Raw genomic sequence first — 20,680 nt, 5'->3', positions numbered from 1 at the left:
GGTGGGCAAGATGCGCCGAGAGACATTTTTACGTGAGATAACTTGTTTGATTTACGAATCATTCCTTATATAGTGAATTTGAATTCTAATGATTTAGTGTTGGAAATACGTTAAACCTTAAGGAAGAGGTGTTTATGAAAAAAATTGTTGTTCTCTCTTTGCTTGTCTTTCTCTCTGGATGTTTTGGTCCTGAGAAGTTTGATGCAACTAATGAAGAGACAATCAAAGAGTCCTCGCAAGAGATAATGCAGGAGCTCTCATCTGGGAAAAAAAAGGAATTCCAGAAAGCTCTGATGTACTTTAGCATTGGCGGAAAGTCTGGTATTGCTTCTATTATGGAAAAAGCATTTAGCGGCGATGTTGCTGGTATGTCGAATGAGGCTCAGTTTAATCTAAATCTGCAAGTGATCGATGGATTGACAGGGGATGAAATCATATCTAAACACCAAGCCGAAATTAAAAGGGGTAAAATTATTGATGAAAAGAGAAAGGAAGAAGAAAGAAAGATTACTGCGTTAAAAAAAGAGGCCGAGCAGCTACTCGAGAATAAAAAATTCAAGGAAGCATTAAAAAAATATGAAGAAATGAACCAAGTGCCTGCCGGTGTAGCGTATGCGAAGGATGGCATTGAAAATGTTGAAGAAGAAATGCATGACTTTATCGAGAAAAATAACTACATGGATAAAGTTGTAATAACTGAGTTCGAAGCTAAAAGAATCGATACCTACAGCGAAGAGAATGTACCTGCTGTCAGACTATCTCTTAAAAATGAAGGTTCAAAGAGCCTAGATCGTGTAAAGGTCGTAGTTTACTTTCAAAATGAAAAAGGGATTACCATTTTCGAAGAAGAATATAATCCTGTTCTTGTTAGTAAGTATTCCTATGGTAGTTCCAATCAACCGCTCAAGGCTGGTTATGTAAAAGAGATGGGCAAAGGTAAGTATTATACTTTGGATACCCCTTTGACTGATTGGGCTGAGGGTAAGGCTGTAGCTCAAGTTATCGATATTGAGTTCTCTGAATAACAATACATCGGTAAGCCATCACTTTGGGTAATGGCTTGCCGATGCACTCTCATGGAGAGGTACATCGTCGGCTCGGCTACTGGCGTCATGTCCAGTTCGCCCTCGGCTCTCAGGCTCCTTTGCCTGGTCATCGCGTCGGCCGCCTATACCAGCGGCTTGGTTAACTCATCAGGCGATACCGGCAACTGCCGATGCCCTCTGATAAGCGCTGTCTCTCCAGCTGTCACACCACTTGCCCAGGTGTCGGGGGTAAGGCCGCTAGCGCAAGGGAGGAACCGGCGCCTTATCTGCGGGTGGTTATGCTCGCAATCCCACTGGCACCACCTGCTGGCCGTGGGGCGAGGCGTGATCAGCGACTGGCGAGCTGCTGACCATGCGTAATCTGAGGGGAGCAGAGGCTGGCGGCATTGCCGTGGAAGTCCGGCCAGCCGCGGCGCTGTGATTCAGCGAAACCGGCCTTGGCATCTTCCTGCCACATGGCGGTCATCTCGCAGTATTCGGCTTCGCTAGCGGTCAGCTGGCGCGGGCCATCGGTCTGCTGGGTGAGGCTGGCGAGCGTGACCAGACCGCCGACGATGACGGCGAGGGTGATGGCTGAACGATGCTTGCGGGCTGTGTCGGTCATGGGCTGCTCCAATCCACTCAGTGACGATGGCGATGTGCCGTGTCGATGTGAGTGATTATGGCAATGCTCATATTATTGGTCAATGAGATTACGCATATTTTTCCCATATTGAGCTTTGGGGCTATGTCGCATGCAATAAAAAACCCGCCACGGTGGGCGGGTCGATCATTCGTTTGAAGGGGCTTTCAGGGTGAAGCACTGGGAGGGTGACACAGGCGTCAGGGTGACACTGGTGTCAGGGTCAGGGTGACTCTGGTGTCGTACCTAGAACCTACCTACTTGAACCACTCTCTCTGGTTACGCGTGCGCGCGAGGATTTCTCAGGCAAAGGTTTCCCACCAGAAGACACGACCGATGATCTTCGGGGCATCCGGATCGCCCAGGGTGTAGACCTCCTCCGGATACTCGATGTGGTTGTCACTGACCACCCGCATGCGACCTAGCGGCAAGCGGTAGAGGCGCTTCACGCGCAGCATGCCGCCGTGATCCAAGGCGTACACCTTGCCGTCGATGATATGACGGCAACTCTTGTCGATGCCGATGGGGGAGCCGTCAAAGATGGCTGGCTCCATGGAATCCCCAGAGACAGTGGCACAGGCGGCCTGCTTGGGGTCTACCCCGGCACGCGCCAGGCGCGGCAGACTGAAGCGCATGTACGCCCCGTGGTTCTCGATGACTTGCGTGCGGCCATTGCCAGCCGCCATCTCAACCTCACGAAAATATGGAATCTCTACCTCGTCATCCCGGAGAGGCTCATCGCCGTCCACGATTTCCGTTTCATGGAGCACTAGCTCGCTGGCGTCGCTTTTGGTGGCAGCCCAAGAATCAGCCATCTCGCCTTCGCCAGTAGCCAGCCATCTCGCGCTGACGCCAAGCGCATGCGCAATGGTGATCGTATGTGTCGAACCCCGGTGCTTACCTCGCTCGAGACTGGAGATGACCGATTGGTCGATTCCAACTCGCTCGGCTAGCTGAACCTGGGTGAGTCCGGCTGCCTTTCGGGCAGACCTAATTCTGTCTTTGAGTTCCATGGCCGGATTGTTATGCGCATGCTCATGTTGTTGCAAATGAGATTTCGCATGCTCTAGAATATGAGAAATCGCATAGAGGGGTGTTGTATGAGCAATATCTACAGGCGTCTTGTCGCCCACTTCGGGAACCAACGAAAGACTGCTGAGGCTTTGGGGGTTGATCAAGGGTCTGTCTCCCACTGGGTTTGCGGCACAAATGGAATGTCGCCCGCAGCGGCCCTGAGAGCAGAGCGATTAACCGATGGAGCGTTTCTGGCTGAACACCTTTGTCCACGAGTCTTTGGCCGCGATAAGCACACCGCCTGACATTCACAGCCTAGCCCGCCGCCCATATCGGCTTAAACGGAACGAACACGGAGAGATTCACCATGGACAGCCATACAGCCCCCGAACGTGACATGGATGCCTATCTGGACGCGGTACACGACGTGGTTTTCGAGTGCTGCCCCAAGGTGCTGGCAAGCGATATCGGCATGTCGGTGAAGTCACTTTACCGCCGAGTGGCCGAGGACGACCCCATGCCGATGCGACTGATCGACGTGGTGGGGATCTTCTGGAACGTGGACCGCGAGCACCAGCTGCGCCTGATCGCCCCGTTCCTTGATCACTTGGGCATGGTGGCGGTGCCGCGCTGCGAGAAGGGCGAGGTGAGCCGTGGTGACGTGTTCGCGTCAGTGCTGGATGCCCAGCAGGGGCAGGGCGCGATGGCGGCGCTGATTCAGGCGGCGATAGCAGATGGAGAGGTAGACGAGGAAGAGGCGGCGCAGCTTGAGGCGCAGCACAAGGCCATCGAGCAGCAGATGAGCACCTTGATGGGGCAGCTGCAGGCGATGCGCAAGCCGCTGAAGGTGGTGGGCCGGTAACCGGGCACCAGATATGAAAATCCCCCGAAGGCGACCAAACCAGTACGGGGGAAGCATCTCAAAACGCCAAGGGAGTATGGCATGACGATCAAGACGAGTGAAGCCAGGCAGATGTTGACCAGCTATCGCGGTTGGAGCTGTGAGTCCCTCAAGGCTGAGACCTATCGGCTGGCGGTGATGATCGAGAAGCGTGAGCGAGTGGGTGGCGTGATTGATCTGCGCATGAGCATGCAGCACCACCTGGCCGTAGTGGCCCTGCTGGAGTGCGGCAAGGGGCAGGGTGAGACGGCCCGAGAAGACGCCCGCCGAACGTTGTCGATCGATCACCACATGAGCGAGGCAGGACGTTTCGAGCGCCTGTCACTGGGCGTGGCAGCCAAGGGCGATGAGGTACCGGCATGAGCATCACGGCACGAATGAGTTCAGCACGCCTTGAGACAGAGATGTCCCGTGCTGGCCGCAAGGTCGCCAAGCTGAAGGAGATGCTGCCAGACCAGCCGCGCCTCGCCGGCGAATATCACGCGGCCTATGCCGTCTGGCACCAGTGCAATGCGTTGCTGGCGGCCCGCCGCGGTGACAAGGGTGGCGATCTGGGCAGTATGCAGTGGCATCAGGCCCGTGCTGCCAAGTATCTGACACTGGCGGGGGCCGAGGCATGAGTCTGCAAGCGATGAGCTGGGCACGCGAAGTAATGCCTGAGATGCCCGAGTCTGTTAGGGCCTTCCCGCGTCTTCTGCTGTTGCTGATGGCTGATTACGCCAACGAGCAGGGCGTGTGCTGGCCGTCCATTCGCCGCCTGTCTGAGGAGATGTCCTGCACGACGCGCACGGTGCAGCGGTCGATAGAGGCGTTGGTTGAGCAAGGGGCGATGACGGTAGTGGCCCGCAAGACACCGGCTGGCCGTCAGACCTCGAACTTCTACCGTCTCGCTATGGGCGTGACTCAACAGCCACAGTCCGCCGATGAGCCGTCACCGGAAGAGCTTGAGGCGCTGATGGCGGGTAGCGATGAGGAAGAGGCCCCGGTTGAGCCTGATGCCACTCCAGCTGAGCCCGCTGAGCCTGCCGCTACCGCACCTGCGCAGGCCGAGCACCCGATCTTCACCAATGCTGCCCAGCAGGCAGACAACGGCCAGCCGCAAGCGACTGCCGGCGCCCGTCAGGTGCCGATGACGTTGGACTGGCAGCCGGATGCCACCCACTGGCAGACGGAAACAGTGCGCCGTGGTCAGCCTGACCTGACATGGGATGCCGCCGAGCTGGCGGACTTCACCTCGCATTTCGCGGATCAGCCCGGTCGTTATCACTCTTCCCATGCTTGGTGCACTCGCTTCGTGCGCTGGGTGAGTGAGAACCGCAAGCGAGAGGCAGCCCGCCAGGCCCGCATGAGCCAGAACGCCAACACTTCATCGAACAACACTGCACGCAACGCTGGAGGCACCCATGGAAGCCGTCGCTCAACTGGTCCAATCCGTAACTCGAAACTCTCAGCCGCTGAAGGGCGTGCACTCATTGAGCAGCGCCGCCGTGAACAAGCCGAAGGCCAGCCGCCGTCCGGCGACGTCATCGATGGCGAGTGGCTGTGATGACCTGCCCCGGGTGAGTCAGAAGGCGGTGGATGCGCTGTTCGATCGCCTGGGACAGCTGCATGGCGCTCATTGGCACCGACACTGCCGCGAGATGGGCTGGGGCATGGAGCAGGACGGCCAATGGGTGAGCTGTGATGTGGATGGTGAGTGGCTGGCGGCCTTGGGTCACCTGAGCACCCAGCACTTGCGCTGCGGTCTACAAGCCGAGAAGGCCCGCACTGCCAAGTCACTCAGACAGCGTGGCAACGCCTTCCCGCCTGACTCCGCGATGCGCTTTGCTGAGCTTTGCGAGATGACGCCGGAAGGCATGGGCCTGCCGGACTTCGATACCGCTTGGCAGGCATTGCAGGACCACGCATTCACTGGCAAGCCGTACCCGCATGAGGCCATCGCCGCCGCGGGCGAGCACATGGACCTTCACGGCATGGCCTCTGCCAGCTATCAGCGCATGGACAAGCACGAACGTGCCTTCCGCGTGTATTACCAGCAGGTGGTGGAGCGCTTTGCCCGGGGTGAAGACCTCAAGCCGCAAGCGGCCATTGGGCATGACGGCCAGCTGTCACCGGCGGAGCGTGCGGCTCGGGCGGGGGAGGAGAAGGCCCGTAAAGCAGCGGGTGAGCTGGCAGGTATCACACCTGCCCAGGCACTGAAGATGATGCGAGGAGGGTTGGCACATGGCGAATCATAAGAATCAGGCAATCACCACGGGTATCGGTACCAATCCTGCTGGTGCGACTCGTCTGCGCCGCGCGTCGCTGGACAATCCGGCTTGTCAGCTAGGTCGGACGTATCTGGCACTCAGTGAATCGCGCTCGTGGCTGATGTTGCATGAGCTGGCTGCCGAGATCCGCAAGCGCTTCGATCGACTGGATAGTGAGGCAGCCATCAGTGCCCGCCTGCGAGATCTGCGGCGCCAGCATGGGTTGATCGTGGAGAGCCGCCGGCGTGGAGACAGTGCCGCACATGAATACCGCCTGATCCGCTTGGCACCGGTAAAGCGTCAGCCGGATATGTTGGGGGTGCTGCAGTGAGCTATCGACCCGCCGGCAGCTTCAAGCGCCCAAATCGTTCATCCCTGCGCCGCTGCTTTGCTTGCGGTAGGCGAGTGGCCGTCAAGAAGATGGCGGGATGCCTGGGGACGTGCACGCGCTGCATTGCCTTGGGCGCTCCCCGCTTCAATGCCAATGGTGAGCGACTGAGGGGGCAAGCGTGACAGAGGCCACACCCAAGCCCGTTGGAGGACCACTGGCCCGCAAGGCCGCGATGCTGTGCCAGGCCGAGGGGTTCCATCGCTATCTGGATCAGGCGCGTCGCGCCCGGCATGGCATCGACACCAACGTGCTGCCGGATGGTACGCACAAGGAGGAAGACGCGGTGGACTTCATTCGCACGGCCTGTGGGGTAAAGAGTCGTGCCGAGATTGATCACGAGCCGAGGGCGGCGCACATGCTGCGCCGGATCATCACCAACTATCGCCGCTGGCAATCCAATCAGGTGAGGGCATCGTCATGAGCTGGGCAACACATCCTTCCGCCAAGGTGGCGGCCCGCAAGTCGCCGAACCGTACCGCCGGCCAAGCCCGCAAGCCGGCGCCACGCATCGACCGTGAAGGGTTGGAGCAGAAGGTGCTGATTCGCTGGCTGTACGCACAGCAGCAGAACGGTATGCAGGTGGGGCAGCTATTGCATGGTGTGACCTTCCACGTCCCCAATGGTGGCCAGCGCAACAAGAAGACGGCGGCAGACCTCAAGATGCAGGGCGTGCGGGCTGGGGTGAGTGATCTGGTGGTGGCCACGGCTCGCGGTGGGTATCACGGCCTCTACATCGAGTTCAAAGCGGCCCCGCCACATGATGCTGCCCTGGCGAAGTCTCAGCGCGAATGGCTTGAGAAGATGGAGGGCAATGGCTATCTGGCAGTGCTGGCCAAGGGCGTGGATGAGGCCAAGGCGGTGCTGGTGGCCTATGCGAGCTGGCCCGAGACAGTGGTGGCCGGTGAGCCGGAGGTGATGCCGCATGGCAGTGAGTGGCGCAAGGCAACGGCATAGTGCTCACGTAGTAACCCGGAGCAGGAGGGCAGGACATGCAGCGGATCGAGGATATGGGGCTGGCGGAGACCTTCCGCCTGATCGAGAAGCTGCCGGAGGGCGTGAGGCGTCAGCAGGCGTTGGCGCATGCTCTGGATGAGCTGCTCGAGGAAGAGATCGAGTATCGCACCGGGCTACGCCATCAGAATGCCGGATGGCATCAGGTGTCATCGGTGGGCGGTATGGGGGAAGGGCGTGGTGAGTGCACGGGCCTGGTGGATCACGTTGGCAAGGCGGCAGAACGTTATCAGCAGGAAAGCCAGTGGCGGACGATGGCGGCGGCGCTGCTGTCACGCCTGAGTGATCGACAGCGCATGGCGGTACTGCTGGCGGCCTATGCGATTCCGCCGGTACAGCATTGCCAGTCGCCGCGCATGATGACCCAATCGCAGGCCGTGGCGGCGCAGGTGGCGATCCTGGCGCGGCTGGGCTGGGTGCCCGGGGCGGTGAAGGTGGCGCCGTTCAAGTCATCTACGTCGCTTCGAAAAGCAGCAGCGCGCGGTCGTGATTCACTACTGTATATGGTGCTTTCTCAGGCTGAAATGGCTGCCTGACTACCACATGTTGCAAAAGCGGCCGCGAGAGGGTACGATCCAGCTATTGTGTGATTCTTGCGTCTCTGGATCACCACTCATTTCAAAGCCCTGCCATCTGGCGGGGCTTTTTCGTATCTGCTCTGAGGTGTGGTGATAGTGAGTGAGCCAGCGTGAGCTATATTGAACTCTACAGGTGATTGGCGTAGCCTTCACTCGTGAGCACGCGACGACGACCCTGGCCAATGGCACAGGGCGTTTTTGTCGGTAGCCACTGAGACTTTGGAGGTCACTATGAATCAGGCACTTATGAAAAAAGAGCGACTCGTCATCCCTTCCCGCAAGGAAGGTCAGACCGCGACTGCTCGCCCCTGCCTTGGTGATCACCGTGCTCAGATCGAGAAAGCTCGTGAGCGTTCCTTCGCTCGCTATGAGAATGCTTACCGCGAACTGGCCAAGGTATAACGCTACGTGACGTGTGAAGACGGCATTGGCGGCATTCGCTATCTATCGGTTGAAGATATCGTCAGCATGAATCAACGCATGCTGGCGCTGACTCCCAAAGAGCCATGCGGCATCAAGAGCCAAGGCAATTTGGAGAGCTCTCAGCAACGCCCTTGCATGTATCGAAGCTACGCGCAGACGGACGATATCTTTACGCTGGCTGCGGTGCTTGGGTCTTCTCTAGTCCAGAACCATTGCTTTGAAAATGGCAACAAGCGCACTGCTGCTGGTTGTGTGTTCGACTTCCTGCTCATCAATGGGTGGGAGTTGACGGCACCGGAGACAGATATCGTGCTCATGTACGAAGGACTTGCTTGCCACGATTACACTGAGGAAGAGTTCGCCGACTGGCTCTACTACTGGTCACGAGAGTTCGACTCAACAGATCTGAACTGAAGCACGGCTGATATAGCCAGTGGTTGCCGACTTGCCGGCGCCACCCCACATAACGCCTCGCTGGCTTTCCAGCGGGGCGTTCTTGTTTCTGCTTACCGGTGATGCCCATGCCTGCACATGCTCCCGCGCACTGGCTCGATGAGGTCGAGCTGGTGGGCTTCGATGCGCCTGTTGATCCGGCGGCTGATGACGCCAGCAATCTGGCGGCCTTCCTGGACACCATTGCCTATGCCGAGGGCACGCCCCGCTTCAGTTCGATAGAGGGCTATGACGTGCTGGTGGGTGGCAAGACCTTCGACGGCTTCGATGATCATCCCCGCCAGTCGGTGTGGCTGAAGTCGTACAACATCCACAGCACGGCGGCAGGCCGGTACCAGTTCCTGGTAGGGACGTGGGATGACCTGGCCAAGCGCTTCCACCTGCCGGACTTCTCGCCAGCCTCTCAGGATGAGGCGGCCAAGCAGTTGATTCGCCAGTGTCGGGCACTTGGGCTGGTGTATGACGGACGCATCGCTGAGGCCATCCACGCCTGCCGGCGCATCTGGGCGAGCCTGCCGGGGGCAGGTTACGGGCAGCGTGAGCTTGATACCGATGAGCTGCTGGGCGTTTACGTGCGTGCTGGCGGCCACATCGCATAACGATAACGACGAACTACGCAGGGCCTACCGACTCAGGAGGCCATATGCATGATGACGACCACGAGCCCGCCGATATGCCACACCGCGATCCATCGACATGGCAGATGCTGCTGGAGTGGCTACAGCCGTATCAAGCCAACCTCTATGCAGCGGGGCTGTCATTCGTGATCGCGCTGCTGCGCGGCCTGCATGCCGGTGGCCGTTTCTACAAGTCATTGCTCGAGGCGACCCTGGTGGGTGGCCTGACATTGGCGCTCAAGCCGCTGCTGGACTGGGGTGGCTTGGATCAGGACATGGCCGTGGCCATCGGGGCTGCGATCGCTTTCCTCGGTGTCGAGTGGCTGCGTGCCAAGTCTGACGCCATCTTCGATAAGGTGCTGGGACGATGGCTGCACTGATCACGACCGCGTGGGCATGGGGCCGCAAGCTGATATCAGGCGTGAAGATCGAGGTCGTCCTGATGGCAGTGGTGCTGGGCTGGGGTGCGATGAAGACCTATGAGGCGACCAAGGCCGAGCAGCATGCCAATGACCTCAAGGCTGAGCTATCCACCGAGAAGGCGGTCAACCGCGGGCTCGAGATGATGGCGCTGCATTACGGCAATCAGATGAAGCGATTGTCCGTCGCATTGGAGGCACGCGAGGCTAGTCGCGCCCTGGATGACCGTTCAATCATGGCTGCCCGGGCAGCTGCACGCCGGATGGAGAGAGACGATGCGCCGACTGGGGATTGGGCTGACCGGCCTGTGCCTGATGCTGCTGCTGAGTGGCTGCAGCGCCTTCGAGAGCAAGCCAGTGGTGATGCCCACTGAGTGGCAGTGCACGCCTGATGTGCCGAGCTACCTGCTCAATCCATTGCCTGCCCCTGATCGGCCAGTGACATCCAACCGCGATCTGCTCAGCCTGCTGGCTGACTATGAGTCACAGCGCCGCCGCTTCAATGCTGACCGCACGGCGACGGCCTCGATCCTCGAGCGCCTGGCCGATGGCCCTGATGGTGCCGAGCAGACGACTGTTGAGTAACACCACAAGAATTGAAAAGCCCTGCCATCCGGTGGGGCTTTTTTGTGGGCGCTTCATCATTACTTCGCTGGAGACTCGCATTAAATTCGGAGGGTCATAGCAACTCCCTTCCTCTGCGGGAATTCATCTATATCAGCAGGTTAAGTAAAGATTTCTTCCACGCCCTTCACACGGCGCTTAACACAGAGTTCTGCGGGATAGGTCATGGGGTCGGCAGTTGGTGTCGAATCTGTGGGCTGCCAAACCCGTGTGAACATGATCTATCCCAGAGGATGGCACCTATGGAAACGATGGTATTCAAAGGCACGAAGATCGAGTTGATCACACGCAATGGCGAGGCGTGGGCCAAGGGATCGCAAATCGCCCAAGCCTTGGGGTACAAGGATGCGAGTGCTGTAACTCGCATCTACTCCAGAAACCGGGATGAGTTCTCGGACACAATGACCTCCTCGGTCAAATTGACCGACCAGCATGGCCAGCTCAAAGAAACGCGCGTCTTCTCGCTTCGTGGCGCTCACTTGATCGGAATGTTTGCCCGCACCAAGAAGGCCAAGGAATTTCGGCGCTGGGTGCTTGATATCCTCGATGCACTTCATCAGGGGGGAGATTACGTGCGCCGTCAGTATGAATCGGCAATCGCTTCCCTCGAGGATAGGCGGATTCAGGCAAGCGATGAAGGTCGGGGGTTATCCCGATGGAAGCAGGACAAGAGAGCTATGGAGAGTCGTGCTGAGTATTGGCAAGAGAGGCTGCAGCTGTCGCTCGCTCTCGACTCTTAAGCACTTTCCTTTCCCCGGTCGCGGCTCGTGGAGCGAAGAGCAAATGAAAAATTACTCACATCGCGGTAATGCCTGACAGGCCGTGACCGGCCTGCAGCCCAGCAACCACGCGGCCTGCAGAAAAATCGCGGGTCCTTCTGGCTAGGGGTGAAGCAACCACGGGGGCGCAGACTCGCGGATCTCGGCATTTTTTCGGGTTTCTAGCGTCGGCAGCAGCACCGCGTGCAATCCCGCGTAGCTATTGACTTTCGAGGTGCCGATGGTGCCGATGCTTCGGCAGTGACGTGATCAGCAGAGGTGGCCAGCGCATGGCAGACATCAGCGCGTTAAAAGAGGCGTACCACTGGAATATCACGCGCATTGCTGACGCCTTCGGCTTGCACCGCGATACCGTGCGCAAGCGGCTGCGCGCCGCTGGTGTAGTGCCGGCCGGCCAGCGTGGCAGTACCAGCGTTTATGCCCTGGCGGATGTCGGCCCCGCGCTGTACTCCGACATGATCGGGGTCGCCGGCGGTGATCCCGATGATCTGCCGCCCCAGGATCGCAAAGCCTGGTACCAGTCCGAAACCGAGCGCGTGAAGCTCGAGCAGCAGCTGCGCCTGCTGGTGCCGGTGGAGGAGGCGCACCGCGAGATGAGCCGACTGGCCAAGGCGGTGGCCAGTGGCCTGGATTCGCTGGCCGACATGCTGGAGCGCGACGCCGGCCTGGCTCCCGAGAATATCCAGCTAGTGGAGCAGGTGACCGACGCGCTACGCGAGCAGATGTATCAGGCAATAATCGCGGATGATGGAGAGGCTGACGATGACTAGCACCGCCAGTGCCGCCTCTATCCGGCGCGACGTGGCCGAGCTGATCCGGCCGCCTCGCCGCATCCAGCCCAGCGAGTCAGCGGCCGAGGTCATGAAGGTGGTCAGCGGTGATGGCACCGTGCGCGACTGGAGCGCAGACACCACCCCTTATATGCGCGAGCCGCTGGATTGCATGGGATCGCGGCTCTATGACGCCGTGATCTTTGTCGGCCCCGCGCGTACCGGCAAGACGAATGCCCTGGTGGATGGCTATGTCGCCTACAAGATCGAGTGTGATCCAGGCGATGGCCTGATCGTGCAGATCAGTGAGGAGAAGGCGCGCGAGTTCAGCAAGAAACGCATTGACCGCATGCTGGTCAACTCGCCTCGCCTGGTCGGCCGCATGAGTCCGCGCGGCCACGACAACAACGTGCATGACAAGACCTTTCGCGCCGGCAACTACCTGGGCATCAAATGGCCGTCAAAGAACGTCCTGGCCTCGAGCGATTATCAGTTCGTACTGATCACCGATTTTGACCGCCTGCCCGATGACGTGGATGGCGAGGGTAGCGCCTTCCTGCTCGCCAGCAAGCGTACCCAGACATTTGGCTCCACCGGTATGACGCTGGCCGAGTCCTCGCCAGGGCGCGAGATCACCGATCCCGACTGGCGGCGACCCGACGATGCCCCGCATATGGCACCGCCCACCACCGGCATTCTGGATCTGTTCAACGCCGGCGACCGGCGGCTCTGGTACTGGCAATGCCCCGAGGCGCACTGCCGGCAGTGGTTCCCGCCGGTGATGGACAATTTCTCGCGGCAGGCGGGGTGCGTGTTCTGCCCGCATTGCGGCACCGAGATCGACCCCACGGCAAAGCGTCAGCTCAACCTGGCCGGCCGCTGGGTGCCTGAGGGTGCCCAGCTCGATGAGGCCGGCGAGATGATCGGCACCCCGCGGCGATCGCGCATCGCCTCATTCTGGATGGAGGGGCCGGCCGCGGCCTTCCAGTCCTGGGCGTCGCTGAATGAAAAGCTCAGGCGTGCCGAGGAGACTTACCAGCAGACTGACAGTCAGGAAACGCTCAAGGCGGTGATAAACACCGATTGGGGCCGGCCGTATCTGCGCCGGCGCGCAGCCACGCAACGCTCGAGCGAGCGGCTGGCTGATCGCTCCGAGGATTACCAGCGCCGCACCGTGCCCCAGGGCGTGCGCTTCCTGACCGCTGCCGTGGACGTTCAGGGCGGCAAGGATCGCCGCTTTGTCGTGCAGATCCAGGGCTGGGGCGCGCACCGCGAGTGCTGGGTGATCGACCGCTTCAACATCAAGGAGGATCGCGGCCCCGACAATGACCAGGAGCCGCGCCCCATCTCGCCGGCCACCCAGCCAGAGGATTGGGATCTACTGACCCGTGATGTGCTGCTGCGCAGCTACAAGCTCGAGGACGGCAGCGGCCGCCGCATGCCGGTGGCATCCATCGCGGTGGATACCGGCGGCGAGGGCGAGGGCGAGGAGAGCGTGACCAGCCAGGCATATGACTGGCACCGCCGGCTGCGCCGCGATGGCCTGCAGTCGCGCGCCTTCCTGGTCAAAGGCTCGAGCACGCGCGGCAGCTCGCGAGTGCGCAAGACATGGCCAGACAACACTGGCCGCAAGTCGCGCCAATCCACTGCGCGCGGCGACGTGCCGCTCTACTTGCTGGGCACCGATCTGCTGAAAGACGCCGTTGCCGCGATGATGGACCGCGACAACGCCGGCGCGGGCTACCTGCATACACCCAGCTGGCTGGGGCGCTGGTGGTATGACGAATTGACGTATGAGATCCGCGACCCCGCGAGCGGCAAATGGCGCAAGCCAGGCAAGCGACCCAATGAGGCGTTTGATCTGTGCGTGTACAACCTGGCGCTGTTCATCCTGATGAAAGGCGAGCGCATCGACTGGAACGCGCCGCCGCCCTGGGCAGCCGCCTGGGACGACAACGCGCTGATCTCGCAGTCGCCAGACGCCACCCCCGCCGTCACTCAACCCAAGCCACCGGCCGCGCGCAAGCGCCGGCGGGTGGTCAAGTCGCGCCTATAGGGCGTGGCCGGCAACCTTTGGAGCCTACCCCATGGCATATACCGCTGATGATCTCGCTCGCGTTCGCCAGGCGGTGCTCGATCTGGCCACCGGCCAGCGGGTGACATCGTTTCGCACGGCCAACGGCAAAACGCTGAGCTATGCAGATGCCGACATCGACAAGCTGCGCGAGCTGGAGCGCACCATCGCGGCACAAGTGGCCAGCGCCTCGCATATCGGCCGCCGGCTGAGATCCCGCACCCGCTACACCACGACATCAAAGGGGCTGTGATATGGGCGTGATCAGCACCCTCTCGCGGGGCATGCGCCGTGCCGCCTCGCGGCTGGGGATCAAGGCGAGCGCCTATGAAGGGGCAAGCCAGGGCCGACGCATGGCAGGGCGGGGCGTGACCACCACCGGCCCCAATGCCGCCATTGCTCACTCGCTGCCGCTGCTCAAGTCGCGCTCGCGCCATGCGGTGCGCAACAACGCATACGCCAGCGGCGCGCGCGAGAGCTACGTGGCCAACCTGGTGGGCACCGGCATCAGACCCCAGTGGTCAGATCCTGAGATTCAGGCGTTGTGGGACCGCTGGGCAGGCGAGGCCGACGCCGATGGCCTGGATAGCTTCTATGGGCTGCAGGCGCTGGCGATTGGCAGTCAGTTCGAGGCCGGCGAGGTACTGGGGCGTTTCCGCTATCGCCGCCTCAGCGATGGCCTGAGCGTGCCGCTGCAGCTCCAGGTGATCGAGGCCGACCACCTGGACGCCAGCCACTCCACCACCCTCAGCGGCCGCGTGATCAAAATGGGCATCGAGATGGACGGCATCGGCCAGCGCCGCGCCTACCATCTCTGGCGCTACCACCCTGCCGAGAAGCTGACCGCGCAGATCAATGCTCGCGTGCCGGTGCCGGCTGATCAGGTGCTGCACCTGTTCCGGCGCACCCGCCCTGGCCAGCTGCGCGGCGTGCCTGAGCTGACCAGCGTGATCGTCAGGCTCTATGAGATCGACGCCATGCAGGATGCCACCCTCGCGCGCCAGAAACTGGCGCAGCTGTTCGGGGCATTCGTCAAACGCAAGGCCGATGCCGACCCCGAGGATGAAGGGCCATTCTTTGGCACTCATGTCGAGGATGGCGAGCCAGGCGAGGGCATCGACGCCTTCGAGCCTGGCGGCATCCACTACCTCGAGGATGGCGAGGAGGTGACATTCTCCGACCCGCCCGACATTGGCAGCAGCTACACCAACTGGCTGCGCACCGAGATGCACGCGGTGGCGCGCGGTGCCGGCCTGACGCATGAGCAGCTGACCGGCGATCTGCAGGGCGTCAATTATTCCTCGATCCGTGCGGGGCTGCTGGAGTTCCGCCGGCGGGCTGAGATGCTGCAGGCCGATCTGGTGATCCACAAGTGGTGCCGACCTATCGCGGCCAAGTGGCTCGATACCGCCGTCAGCAGCGGGGCGCTGGTCATTCCCGACTACGCACGCCGCCGCGCGGATCTGCTGGCCATCGACTGGATCGCGCCCAAGTGGCAATGGGTGGACCCCGTGAAGGAGGTCACCGCCGATCTGATGGAGGTGCGCGCCGGCTTCAAGCCTCGCGGCGAGGCGGCAGCAGAGCGCGGCTGGTCGCTCGATCAGCTCGACAAAGAGATCGCGCGCGGCAACGTGAGCGCAGATGACCAGGGGCTGGTGCTCGATTCTGACCCGCGCCGCGTGGCCAAAAACGGCACCGCGCAGGCCAGCGACCCAGACCCTGACGCCGACCCCGACCAATGAGGAATCACCATGAAATGGTTTGAAGTACAGGCGGCCGCTGATGGCCGCCACGCTGACGTGTGGATCAATGACCAGATCGGCATCGACTGGTGGAGCGGTGACGGCACCACGGCCAGCGCGTTTATCAACGCCATCGCGTCGCTGGGCGATGTCGAGACACTGACCGTGCATATCAACTCGCCAGGCGGCGACGTGGCCGATGGCATCGCTATCGCCAACTATCTGCGCGGCCATAAGGCCCAGGTAACCACGCGCGTGGAGGGCATCGCCGCCTCTATCGCCGCGACCATCGCCATGGGCGGGGATCGCCGCGAGATGGCTACCGGCTCGCTGCTGATGATCCACGACCCGTGGACCGTCGCCATGGGCAACGCCACCGAGATGCGCAAGCTCGCGGATGATCTCGACACTATCCGCAATGGCATCCTCGAGCTGTTCGTCGCGCGTGCCGGCGAGCCGCGCCGCGTTGAGATTCAGGAGGCGATGCGCGCAGAAACCTGGATGACCGGCGAGGACGCCATGGCGCTGGGACTGATCGACGCCGTGGATACTGATCTCAAAGCGGCCGCCTCGATTGGCGATTACTCCCGCGCCCTGGCCGCTGCCGGCCGCTCTGCCCAGCACCACCTCGAGCAGCAGCGCGCACCGGCTCAGCCTGCACCGGCACCCAGCGCCATGAGCGCCGCCGATGCCCTGGCGTTGGCCTTCGACATCGAGCCGGCCCAGGCCGAGGCCCGCGCCGCTGAGCTGGGCGATCAGATTCTCGCCTGGCGTGACAAGCCGGCAACCGCGCCGGCGGCTGATACCGCTGCCCTGCAGCGCGAGGCTGTCGCGGCTGAGCGTGAGCGCGTGGTCGCCATCATCGACACCTGCACCACCACCGGCCAGCACCAGCTGCTCGCCAAGCTGGTCGCCAGCGACATGCAGACCGATACCGCCCGCGAATACGTTTTCGACGTGGCCGCTGCCTCGAGCGCCGGCGTGCATTCCAGCCACTCGCCCGAGGGTGGCCAGCGTGCCGGCATCGACACCCAGGGCATCTATGCCCGCCGCCGCGCTCGCAGCGCATCCTAACCGCACCACCTGGAGAGCATCATGACCCCGATTAAACACACTGAGCCGGCCCGTACCGGCGAGCACGTACTCTCAGAGGCTGCCGGCTCTCGCTCGCGCGAGGCCATTGTGGTCGCGTCTGGCGTACTGGCGGCCGGCACCGTGCTGGCCATGGCCACCGATGGCACCTACGTGGCGCATGACCCGACTGCCAGCGATGGCACCGAGATCGCTGCTGGCATCCTCTATGGACCGGCAGATGCCACTGATGGGCCGGTGCCGGCCGTCGCGCATGTGCGCGATTGCGAGGTGAATGGCACCGCGATCACCTGGACTGACGGCATGAACGACGGCCAGCTGGGCGCGATGAATACCGCGCTCACTCAGGCCGGCATCATCTTGCGCGGTGTCGAGCTGCCGGTGGGCGTGCTTGTCGTTGAAGATCCCGCCGTCGAATAAATGACCCGCACTTACACCGTCTGATGCGCCGCCCACTGGGCGGCGCTGTCGTTTCTAGCGCACGACCCCGACCGTACCCGACATCTCAAGGAGGGCGACATGCCCGCTGATATTTTCTCCTCTGACATCTTCTCTATCGGCAGCCTGACGGCCTCGATCAATGAAGCCGATTACGTGCCGTCTCGCCTTGGCCAGCTGGGCATCTTTGAAGAAGCCGGCATTGCCACTACCACCGCCACCGTCGAGAAGGATGGCGACACCCTGGCGCTGGTGCCGGCTGGCGAGCGTGGCGCGCCGGCAGACCCGCTCAAGCGCAACAAGCGCACCGGCGTCACCTTCAATGCCGTACACCTGCCGGTGACTGACACCATCCTCGCGGATGAAGTGCAGAACGTGCGTGCCTTCGGCAGCGAGGACCAGCTCGAGGGCGTGCAGCAGTTGGTTGATGCCCGCCTGGCACGTATGGCGCGCCGTATCGACGCCACCCTCGAGTGGCAGCGCATGGGCGCGCTGAAAGGCAAGATTCTGGACGCTGACGGCAAGACCGTGCTGACGGATCTCTATAGCGCGTTTGGCATCCAGCAAAAGACCGTCAAGATGGCGCTCAGCTCTGAGGGCACTGATGTGCAGGCCAAGGCGCTGGACGTAAACGAGTACATCGAGGATGCGCTCAAGATGCAGCCTTACACCAGCTCGCATGCGTTCTGTGGCCGCAGCTTCTGGCGCAAGCTGCTCAGCAATCCGAGCGTGCGCGAGGCGTATATCTACCAGAAAAGCGACAAGCTGCGCGGCGATGGCCGCGACGCCTTCGAGTTCGGTGGCATCACCTGGGAGCGCGCCGTGGGCAATGTCGCCGGCCAGCCCTTTGTCGCCACCGGCGAGGCTATCGTGATCCCGATGGGCGTGCCGGACATGTTCCTCGCGCATTATGCGCCGGCCGATTACGTCGAGGCTGTGAACACTATCGGCCTGCCGTTCTACTCCAGCACCGACCGCCTGCCGCACGGCAAGGGCGTGGAGCTGGAGGCCCAATCTAACCCGATCATTCTCAACACTCGCCCAGGCGCGTGCATCCGTTTGGTCGAGACGGCCTGAGCCAATGAGCATCGACGAGATCGAGGCAGCAGCTAACCGGCTGCTGTTCGGTGTCGGCGGCCTCAGCGTGCCCGCCACCGTTACCCCGCGTGGCGGCGCGCCCATCCCCACCCGCATCATCATCGACCGTGACGCCACCATTACTGACGATTTTGGCATCGTGCTGGAATCGCGGTGTGAGATCGGTGTGCTCACTGAGGAGGTGGGGCGGGTGGATCGGGGCACGCTGATCGACACCGGCAAACCCGATGACCGCTGGACGCTGCTCGAGCCAATTGGCGATGACGGATTCGAGCAGCGCTGGACAGCCTCGAGGTACTGACAATGGCAGCGACAAGCCTGGATCTGCGCGACCTCGAGGGCGTCGCTGATGCCTACCGCCTGGCACCCAAGGCGGCGGCCAAGGCGGCGCAGCTCGCGCTCAATTCTGCCGCGCGGCGTGCCCGTACTCTGGGCAGCGCCGCGATACGCCAGCAGGTGGCACTTTCTGCCGGCTATGTGAATGACAATCTCAAGGTGCGCACCTTCGCCACCTCGACGGATCTCTCGACGCGGATTGCGGCCAATCCTCGCGCGGTGCTGCTGACTCGCTACGGGGCCAAGATGCGCACCGTGAAGGCCAGCAGCCGGCGCGGCCTCAAGGGTGACCCAGCACGGGGCATCGCAGCAGGTCGCAAGGCGGCAGGCGTGAAGGGCGTCAGGGTGAAGACTGGCGGCGGCACCAAGCGGATCGAGGGCGCATTCTGGGTGCGACTTGCTGGGAGTGGCCAGTGGGCACCGGCAGAGCGCACCGGCGATGGGCCGAGCGATTACCGCGTGATGCACGGCCCCAGCGTGTACCAGGTGTGGTCTGACGTGCGCGCGACTGTCGCACCCCAGGCCATGCAGCATGCCGCTGATGAGTTCATCAGGCAGTTTGATCGCCTGAGCTGACCCATTCTCTGAGAGGTCACCATGCCCGACTCACTGGCAGCGCCTGAGCTGCCGATCACCACACAAGCCATGCACGCGCTGCAGGCCAGGCTGGCCAGCATCATGCGCGCCAATGGCTATCACACCGATCTCGGTCTGAGCGTCTGGCGGGGATTCTGGATTCTGGCACTGGGTGCTCGCCAGCATGTGCCGATTTTGGCGCTGCAGTCTGACACCGAGCGCCCCACCGACACGCGGCAAAATCGCGCCAAGCTCAGCACTGACGCGCGCCTGGTGCTGGTGGTCGATGCACTGCCGCGCAGTGAGGACGATGCGACCGCCGGCGAGACGGCACTCGAGGCAGGGCTGGCCGATCTGCGCCGGTGCCTGCTGATGGACCAGAGCGATGATCTGACGCGCGTGCTCAAGCACAACGGCGTGACGCTGGGCGCGGCCGAGTATGCACTGGCCGAGGATTCCCGCTACGCCCTGGCATCCATGCCAGTGACCATGGAGTGCGTCGAGCACTACACCTGACCGCGCATCACTGCACGACACCCACCACCCCGCATATTTGGAGAGCCACAACATGGCCACGAAAACCTATAGCTATCTCGGCAAAGGCATGGTGTATCTGCGCAACCGCTCAAGCGGTGGCGGCCTCAAGCAAGTCGGCAACTGTTCCGCCCTCGAGTTCTCTGTCGAGACGGACACGCTGACCCAATCCGATTACACCCAGGCCGGCGGCGGCAACGCCAACGAGATCCAGCGCGTCAGCAGCGTGGGCGCGAGCATCACCATGCTGGAGCTGCGCCCCGAAAACGTGGCGATGGCGCTGCGCGGTACTCGCTCCGAGGTGCAGAGCGCCCCCGTCACTGGCGAGCGTCACACCGCCTACCCTGGCACCCTGCTGGCGCTCAGCAAAACGCCTGACCGCTCCGAGAGCATCACTGTCACCATCGACCCCGATGGCGCGGGTGATGTGGCCATCGAGGATGTCGATTACGAGATCACCGGTGCCGGCGTCTACGTGACCGAGGGCGGTGCTATCTCTGAGGGCGATGTGGTCGCCATCGACTACACCAGCGCAGCGGCTGATGTGATCGAGGCCATGACCGGCAGCGGCGACGAATACGAATTGGTGTTCGATGGCTTGAACGAAGCCGAGAGCGACCGCCCCGTGACTGTCACCGCGCACCGCGTCAAGTTCAGCCCGACCACTGGCCTGGCGCTGATCGGTGACGACTTTGGCGAGCTGTCGCTCGATGGCAGCTTGCTGGTCGATTCCAGCAAGGTCGGTGCCGGCGTGTCGCGTTACTTCAAGGTAGCCATGGCGCGCTAAGCATCACCGCACTACCACCCCAGCGGCTCAGCTGCTGGGGCTTATTCCAGGCGGCTGGAGATCCGGCCGCCTCTGAGTTATCCACACCCGCCACCGAGCGGGTGTT

At 61.8% G+C, this 20,680-nt stretch carries 31 protein-coding genes; 29 read left to right on the top strand and 2 right to left on the bottom strand.

Translation table 11 applies throughout. The features are described 5' to 3' along the window. Window positions 1-134 precede the first annotated feature (134 nt). On the top strand, window positions 135-1,025 hold the full coding sequence (locus AC5WNJ_RS13775; protein ID WP_495929983.1) for a DUF6694 family lipoprotein: 891 nt from the start codon (window positions 135-137) through the stop codon (window positions 1,023-1,025). 349 nt (window positions 1,026-1,374) lie between these two features. Here the strand turns inward: AC5WNJ_RS13775 and AC5WNJ_RS13770 are convergent, their stop codons facing one another. Both AC5WNJ_RS13770 and AC5WNJ_RS13765 read right to left on the bottom strand, forming a co-directional pair. Further along, a complete protein-coding gene (locus AC5WNJ_RS13770) occupies window positions 1,375-1,650 on the bottom strand; it encodes a hypothetical protein (RefSeq protein ID WP_176676543.1) in 276 nt (91 codons plus the stop codon). 320 nt (window positions 1,651-1,970) lie between these two features. Beyond that, window positions 1,971-2,846: an XRE family transcriptional regulator gene (locus AC5WNJ_RS13765; protein WP_495929982.1), complete on the bottom strand. Its 876-nt coding sequence runs from the start codon at window positions 2,844-2,846 to the stop codon at window positions 1,971-1,973. Here AC5WNJ_RS13765 and AC5WNJ_RS13760 point away from each other — a divergent pair. The 28 genes from AC5WNJ_RS13760 (at window position 2,742) to AC5WNJ_RS13625 (ending at window position 20,574) form a co-directional block, all read left to right on the top strand. After that, window positions 2,742-2,987 (top strand): transcriptional regulator, encoded by a 246-nt coding sequence (locus tag AC5WNJ_RS13760; RefSeq protein ID WP_345947308.1) that lies wholly within the window; start codon window positions 2,742-2,744, stop codon window positions 2,985-2,987. The two genes, AC5WNJ_RS13765 and AC5WNJ_RS13760, sit on opposite strands and share 105 nt — an antisense overlap. A gap of 62 nt (window positions 2,988-3,049) precedes the next feature. Then, window positions 3,050-3,544 (top strand): phage regulatory CII family protein, encoded by a 495-nt coding sequence (locus AC5WNJ_RS13755; protein WP_417285599.1) that lies wholly within the window; start codon window positions 3,050-3,052, stop codon window positions 3,542-3,544. An 81-nt stretch (window positions 3,545-3,625) separates the two neighbouring features. Further along, entirely contained in the window at window positions 3,626-3,946 is a 321-nt protein-coding gene (locus AC5WNJ_RS13750; protein WP_495929980.1) for a hypothetical protein, read from the top strand. 41 nt (window positions 3,947-3,987) lie between these two features. Further along, the gene (locus AC5WNJ_RS13745) at window positions 3,988-4,203 is read left to right on the top strand and encodes a hypothetical protein (RefSeq protein ID WP_495929979.1); all 216 of its coding nucleotides are present in this window, start codon (window positions 3,988-3,990) and stop codon (window positions 4,201-4,203) included. After that, complete coding sequence (locus AC5WNJ_RS13740) at window positions 4,200-5,129, top strand: DnaT-like ssDNA-binding domain-containing protein (protein ID WP_495929978.1); 930 nt, start codon at window positions 4,200-4,202, stop codon at window positions 5,127-5,129. Before AC5WNJ_RS13745 ends, AC5WNJ_RS13740 begins: the two co-directional genes overlap by 4 nt. Then, complete coding sequence (locus AC5WNJ_RS13735) at window positions 5,071-5,820, top strand: hypothetical protein (protein WP_495929977.1); 750 nt, start codon at window positions 5,071-5,073, stop codon at window positions 5,818-5,820. Before AC5WNJ_RS13740 ends, AC5WNJ_RS13735 begins: the two co-directional genes overlap by 59 nt. Continuing rightward, window positions 5,807-6,163 carry a hypothetical protein gene (locus tag AC5WNJ_RS13730; RefSeq protein WP_495929976.1) on the top strand — a complete coding sequence of 119 codons (357 nt, stop codon included), beginning with the start codon at window positions 5,807-5,809 and terminating at the stop codon, window positions 6,161-6,163. Before AC5WNJ_RS13735 ends, AC5WNJ_RS13730 begins: the two co-directional genes overlap by 14 nt. Before the next feature lie 178 nt (window positions 6,164-6,341). Continuing rightward, window positions 6,342-6,644 carry a hypothetical protein gene (locus AC5WNJ_RS13725; protein ID WP_417285594.1) on the top strand — a complete coding sequence of 101 codons (303 nt, stop codon included), beginning with the start codon at window positions 6,342-6,344 and terminating at the stop codon, window positions 6,642-6,644. Further along, a complete protein-coding gene (locus tag AC5WNJ_RS13720; protein ID WP_495929975.1) occupies window positions 6,641-7,177 on the top strand; it encodes a VRR-NUC domain-containing protein in 537 nt (178 codons plus the stop codon). The genes AC5WNJ_RS13725 and AC5WNJ_RS13720 overlap by 4 nt, the downstream gene beginning before the upstream one ends. A gap of 35 nt (window positions 7,178-7,212) precedes the next feature. Next, window positions 7,213-7,770, top strand: a complete 558-nt coding sequence (locus AC5WNJ_RS13715) for a hypothetical protein (RefSeq protein WP_495929974.1) — start codon at window positions 7,213-7,215, stop codon at window positions 7,768-7,770. A 273-nt stretch (window positions 7,771-8,043) separates the two neighbouring features. After that, window positions 8,044-8,214, top strand: coding sequence for a hypothetical protein (locus AC5WNJ_RS13710; protein ID WP_495929973.1), 171 nt, complete (start codon window positions 8,044-8,046; stop codon window positions 8,212-8,214). 6 nt (window positions 8,215-8,220) lie between these two features. After that, window positions 8,221-8,649, top strand: a complete 429-nt coding sequence (locus AC5WNJ_RS13705; RefSeq protein ID WP_495929972.1) for a type II toxin-antitoxin system death-on-curing family toxin — start codon at window positions 8,221-8,223, stop codon at window positions 8,647-8,649. Window positions 8,650-8,756: 107 nt separating this feature from the next. After that, window positions 8,757-9,287: a glycoside hydrolase family 24 protein gene (locus tag AC5WNJ_RS13700; protein WP_225347802.1), complete on the top strand. Its 531-nt coding sequence runs from the start codon at window positions 8,757-8,759 to the stop codon at window positions 9,285-9,287. 44 nt (window positions 9,288-9,331) lie between these two features. After that, a complete protein-coding gene (locus AC5WNJ_RS13695; RefSeq protein ID WP_131431534.1) occupies window positions 9,332-9,685 on the top strand; it encodes a phage holin, lambda family in 354 nt (117 codons plus the stop codon). Continuing rightward, window positions 9,673-10,098 (top strand): hypothetical protein, encoded by a 426-nt coding sequence (locus AC5WNJ_RS13690; protein ID WP_317292800.1) that lies wholly within the window; start codon window positions 9,673-9,675, stop codon window positions 10,096-10,098. The genes AC5WNJ_RS13695 and AC5WNJ_RS13690 overlap by 13 nt, the downstream gene beginning before the upstream one ends. Continuing rightward, window positions 10,082-10,309, top strand: coding sequence for a hypothetical protein (locus AC5WNJ_RS13685; RefSeq protein WP_495929970.1), 228 nt, complete (start codon window positions 10,082-10,084; stop codon window positions 10,307-10,309). Before AC5WNJ_RS13690 ends, AC5WNJ_RS13685 begins: the two co-directional genes overlap by 17 nt. 281 nt (window positions 10,310-10,590) lie before the next feature. Then, on the top strand, window positions 10,591-11,088 hold the full coding sequence (locus tag AC5WNJ_RS13680) for a BRO family protein (protein WP_495929968.1): 498 nt from the start codon (window positions 10,591-10,593) through the stop codon (window positions 11,086-11,088). Between the two features lie 308 nt (window positions 11,089-11,396). Next, window positions 11,397-11,897 carry a DUF1441 family protein gene (locus AC5WNJ_RS13675; protein WP_495929966.1) on the top strand — a complete coding sequence of 167 codons (501 nt, stop codon included), beginning with the start codon at window positions 11,397-11,399 and terminating at the stop codon, window positions 11,895-11,897. Next, complete coding sequence (locus AC5WNJ_RS13670; RefSeq protein ID WP_495929965.1) at window positions 11,890-13,953, top strand: phage terminase large subunit family protein; 2,064 nt, start codon at window positions 11,890-11,892, stop codon at window positions 13,951-13,953. The genes AC5WNJ_RS13675 and AC5WNJ_RS13670 overlap by 8 nt, the downstream gene beginning before the upstream one ends. A gap of 31 nt (window positions 13,954-13,984) precedes the next feature. Then, entirely contained in the window at window positions 13,985-14,224 is a 240-nt protein-coding gene (locus tag AC5WNJ_RS13665) for a head-tail joining protein (RefSeq protein WP_043336586.1), read from the top strand. Between the two features lies 1 nt (window position 14,225). Beyond that, window positions 14,226-15,713: a phage portal protein gene (locus tag AC5WNJ_RS13660; protein WP_404626694.1), complete on the top strand. Its 1,488-nt coding sequence runs from the start codon at window positions 14,226-14,228 to the stop codon at window positions 15,711-15,713. A gap of 9 nt (window positions 15,714-15,722) precedes the next feature. Then, window positions 15,723-16,787 (top strand): head maturation protease, ClpP-related, encoded by a 1,065-nt coding sequence (locus AC5WNJ_RS13655; protein ID WP_495929964.1) that lies wholly within the window; start codon window positions 15,723-15,725, stop codon window positions 16,785-16,787. A 21-nt stretch (window positions 16,788-16,808) separates the two neighbouring features. Further along, window positions 16,809-17,225, top strand: a complete 417-nt coding sequence (locus AC5WNJ_RS13650; protein WP_495929963.1) for a head decoration protein — start codon at window positions 16,809-16,811, stop codon at window positions 17,223-17,225. Window positions 17,226-17,324: 99 nt separating this feature from the next. Continuing rightward, window positions 17,325-18,320 carry a major capsid protein gene (locus AC5WNJ_RS13645; RefSeq protein ID WP_495929962.1) on the top strand — a complete coding sequence of 332 codons (996 nt, stop codon included), beginning with the start codon at window positions 17,325-17,327 and terminating at the stop codon, window positions 18,318-18,320. 4 nt (window positions 18,321-18,324) lie between these two features. Then, the gene (locus AC5WNJ_RS13640) at window positions 18,325-18,642 is read left to right on the top strand and encodes a head-tail joining protein (protein ID WP_176493351.1); all 318 of its coding nucleotides are present in this window, start codon (window positions 18,325-18,327) and stop codon (window positions 18,640-18,642) included. Between the two features lie 2 nt (window positions 18,643-18,644). Then, window positions 18,645-19,253 (top strand): phage tail protein, encoded by a 609-nt coding sequence (locus AC5WNJ_RS13635; RefSeq protein ID WP_176677863.1) that lies wholly within the window; start codon window positions 18,645-18,647, stop codon window positions 19,251-19,253. 21 nt (window positions 19,254-19,274) lie between these two features. Beyond that, a complete protein-coding gene (locus AC5WNJ_RS13630) occupies window positions 19,275-19,769 on the top strand; it encodes a hypothetical protein (RefSeq protein ID WP_495929961.1) in 495 nt (164 codons plus the stop codon). A 52-nt stretch (window positions 19,770-19,821) separates the two neighbouring features. After that, entirely contained in the window at window positions 19,822-20,574 is a 753-nt protein-coding gene (locus AC5WNJ_RS13625; RefSeq protein ID WP_495929960.1) for a phage tail tube protein, read from the top strand. Window positions 20,575-20,680: the final 106 nt, after the last annotated feature.

This window comes from Cobetia sp. PDI-23MA (assembly GCF_059507735.1).
The sequence above is the reverse complement of the archived record's forward strand: the minus strand, read 5'-3'. Positions and strand labels throughout refer to the sequence as shown.

Coding starts and splice junctions, on each gene's coding strand:
- AC5WNJ_RS13775 (WP_495929983.1), top strand. CDS start 135: ATGAAAAAAATTGTTGTTCTCTCTTTGCTTGTCTTTCTCTCTGGATGT.
- AC5WNJ_RS13770 (WP_176676543.1), bottom strand. CDS start 1,650: ATGACCGACACAGCCCGCAAGCATCGTTCAGCCATCACCCTCGCCGTC.
- AC5WNJ_RS13760 (WP_345947308.1), top strand. CDS start 2,742: ATGAGAAATCGCATAGAGGGGTGTTGTATGAGCAATATCTACAGGCGT.
- AC5WNJ_RS13755 (WP_417285599.1), top strand. CDS start 3,050: ATGGACAGCCATACAGCCCCCGAACGTGACATGGATGCCTATCTGGAC.
- AC5WNJ_RS13750 (WP_495929980.1), top strand. CDS start 3,626: ATGACGATCAAGACGAGTGAAGCCAGGCAGATGTTGACCAGCTATCGC.
- AC5WNJ_RS13745 (WP_495929979.1), top strand. CDS start 3,988: ATGTCCCGTGCTGGCCGCAAGGTCGCCAAGCTGAAGGAGATGCTGCCA.
- AC5WNJ_RS13740 (WP_495929978.1), top strand. CDS start 4,200: ATGAGTCTGCAAGCGATGAGCTGGGCACGCGAAGTAATGCCTGAGATG.
- AC5WNJ_RS13730 (WP_495929976.1), top strand. CDS start 5,807: ATGGCGAATCATAAGAATCAGGCAATCACCACGGGTATCGGTACCAAT.
- AC5WNJ_RS13720 (WP_495929975.1), top strand. CDS start 6,641: ATGAGCTGGGCAACACATCCTTCCGCCAAGGTGGCGGCCCGCAAGTCG.
- AC5WNJ_RS13715 (WP_495929974.1), top strand. CDS start 7,213: ATGCAGCGGATCGAGGATATGGGGCTGGCGGAGACCTTCCGCCTGATC.
- AC5WNJ_RS13710 (WP_495929973.1), top strand. CDS start 8,044: ATGAATCAGGCACTTATGAAAAAAGAGCGACTCGTCATCCCTTCCCGC.
- AC5WNJ_RS13700 (WP_225347802.1), top strand. CDS start 8,757: ATGCCTGCACATGCTCCCGCGCACTGGCTCGATGAGGTCGAGCTGGTG.
- AC5WNJ_RS13695 (WP_131431534.1), top strand. CDS start 9,332: ATGCATGATGACGACCACGAGCCCGCCGATATGCCACACCGCGATCCA.
- AC5WNJ_RS13690 (WP_317292800.1), top strand. CDS start 9,673: ATGGCTGCACTGATCACGACCGCGTGGGCATGGGGCCGCAAGCTGATA.
- AC5WNJ_RS13680 (WP_495929968.1), top strand. CDS start 10,591: ATGGAAACGATGGTATTCAAAGGCACGAAGATCGAGTTGATCACACGC.
- AC5WNJ_RS13675 (WP_495929966.1), top strand. CDS start 11,397: ATGGCAGACATCAGCGCGTTAAAAGAGGCGTACCACTGGAATATCACG.
- AC5WNJ_RS13670 (WP_495929965.1), top strand. CDS start 11,890: ATGACTAGCACCGCCAGTGCCGCCTCTATCCGGCGCGACGTGGCCGAG.
- AC5WNJ_RS13665 (WP_043336586.1), top strand. CDS start 13,985: ATGGCATATACCGCTGATGATCTCGCTCGCGTTCGCCAGGCGGTGCTC.
- AC5WNJ_RS13660 (WP_404626694.1), top strand. CDS start 14,226: ATGGGCGTGATCAGCACCCTCTCGCGGGGCATGCGCCGTGCCGCCTCG.
- AC5WNJ_RS13655 (WP_495929964.1), top strand. CDS start 15,723: ATGAAATGGTTTGAAGTACAGGCGGCCGCTGATGGCCGCCACGCTGAC.
- AC5WNJ_RS13650 (WP_495929963.1), top strand. CDS start 16,809: ATGACCCCGATTAAACACACTGAGCCGGCCCGTACCGGCGAGCACGTA.
- AC5WNJ_RS13645 (WP_495929962.1), top strand. CDS start 17,325: ATGCCCGCTGATATTTTCTCCTCTGACATCTTCTCTATCGGCAGCCTG.
- AC5WNJ_RS13640 (WP_176493351.1), top strand. CDS start 18,325: ATGAGCATCGACGAGATCGAGGCAGCAGCTAACCGGCTGCTGTTCGGT.
- AC5WNJ_RS13635 (WP_176677863.1), top strand. CDS start 18,645: ATGGCAGCGACAAGCCTGGATCTGCGCGACCTCGAGGGCGTCGCTGAT.
- AC5WNJ_RS13630 (WP_495929961.1), top strand. CDS start 19,275: ATGCCCGACTCACTGGCAGCGCCTGAGCTGCCGATCACCACACAAGCC.
- AC5WNJ_RS13625 (WP_495929960.1), top strand. CDS start 19,822: ATGGCCACGAAAACCTATAGCTATCTCGGCAAAGGCATGGTGTATCTG.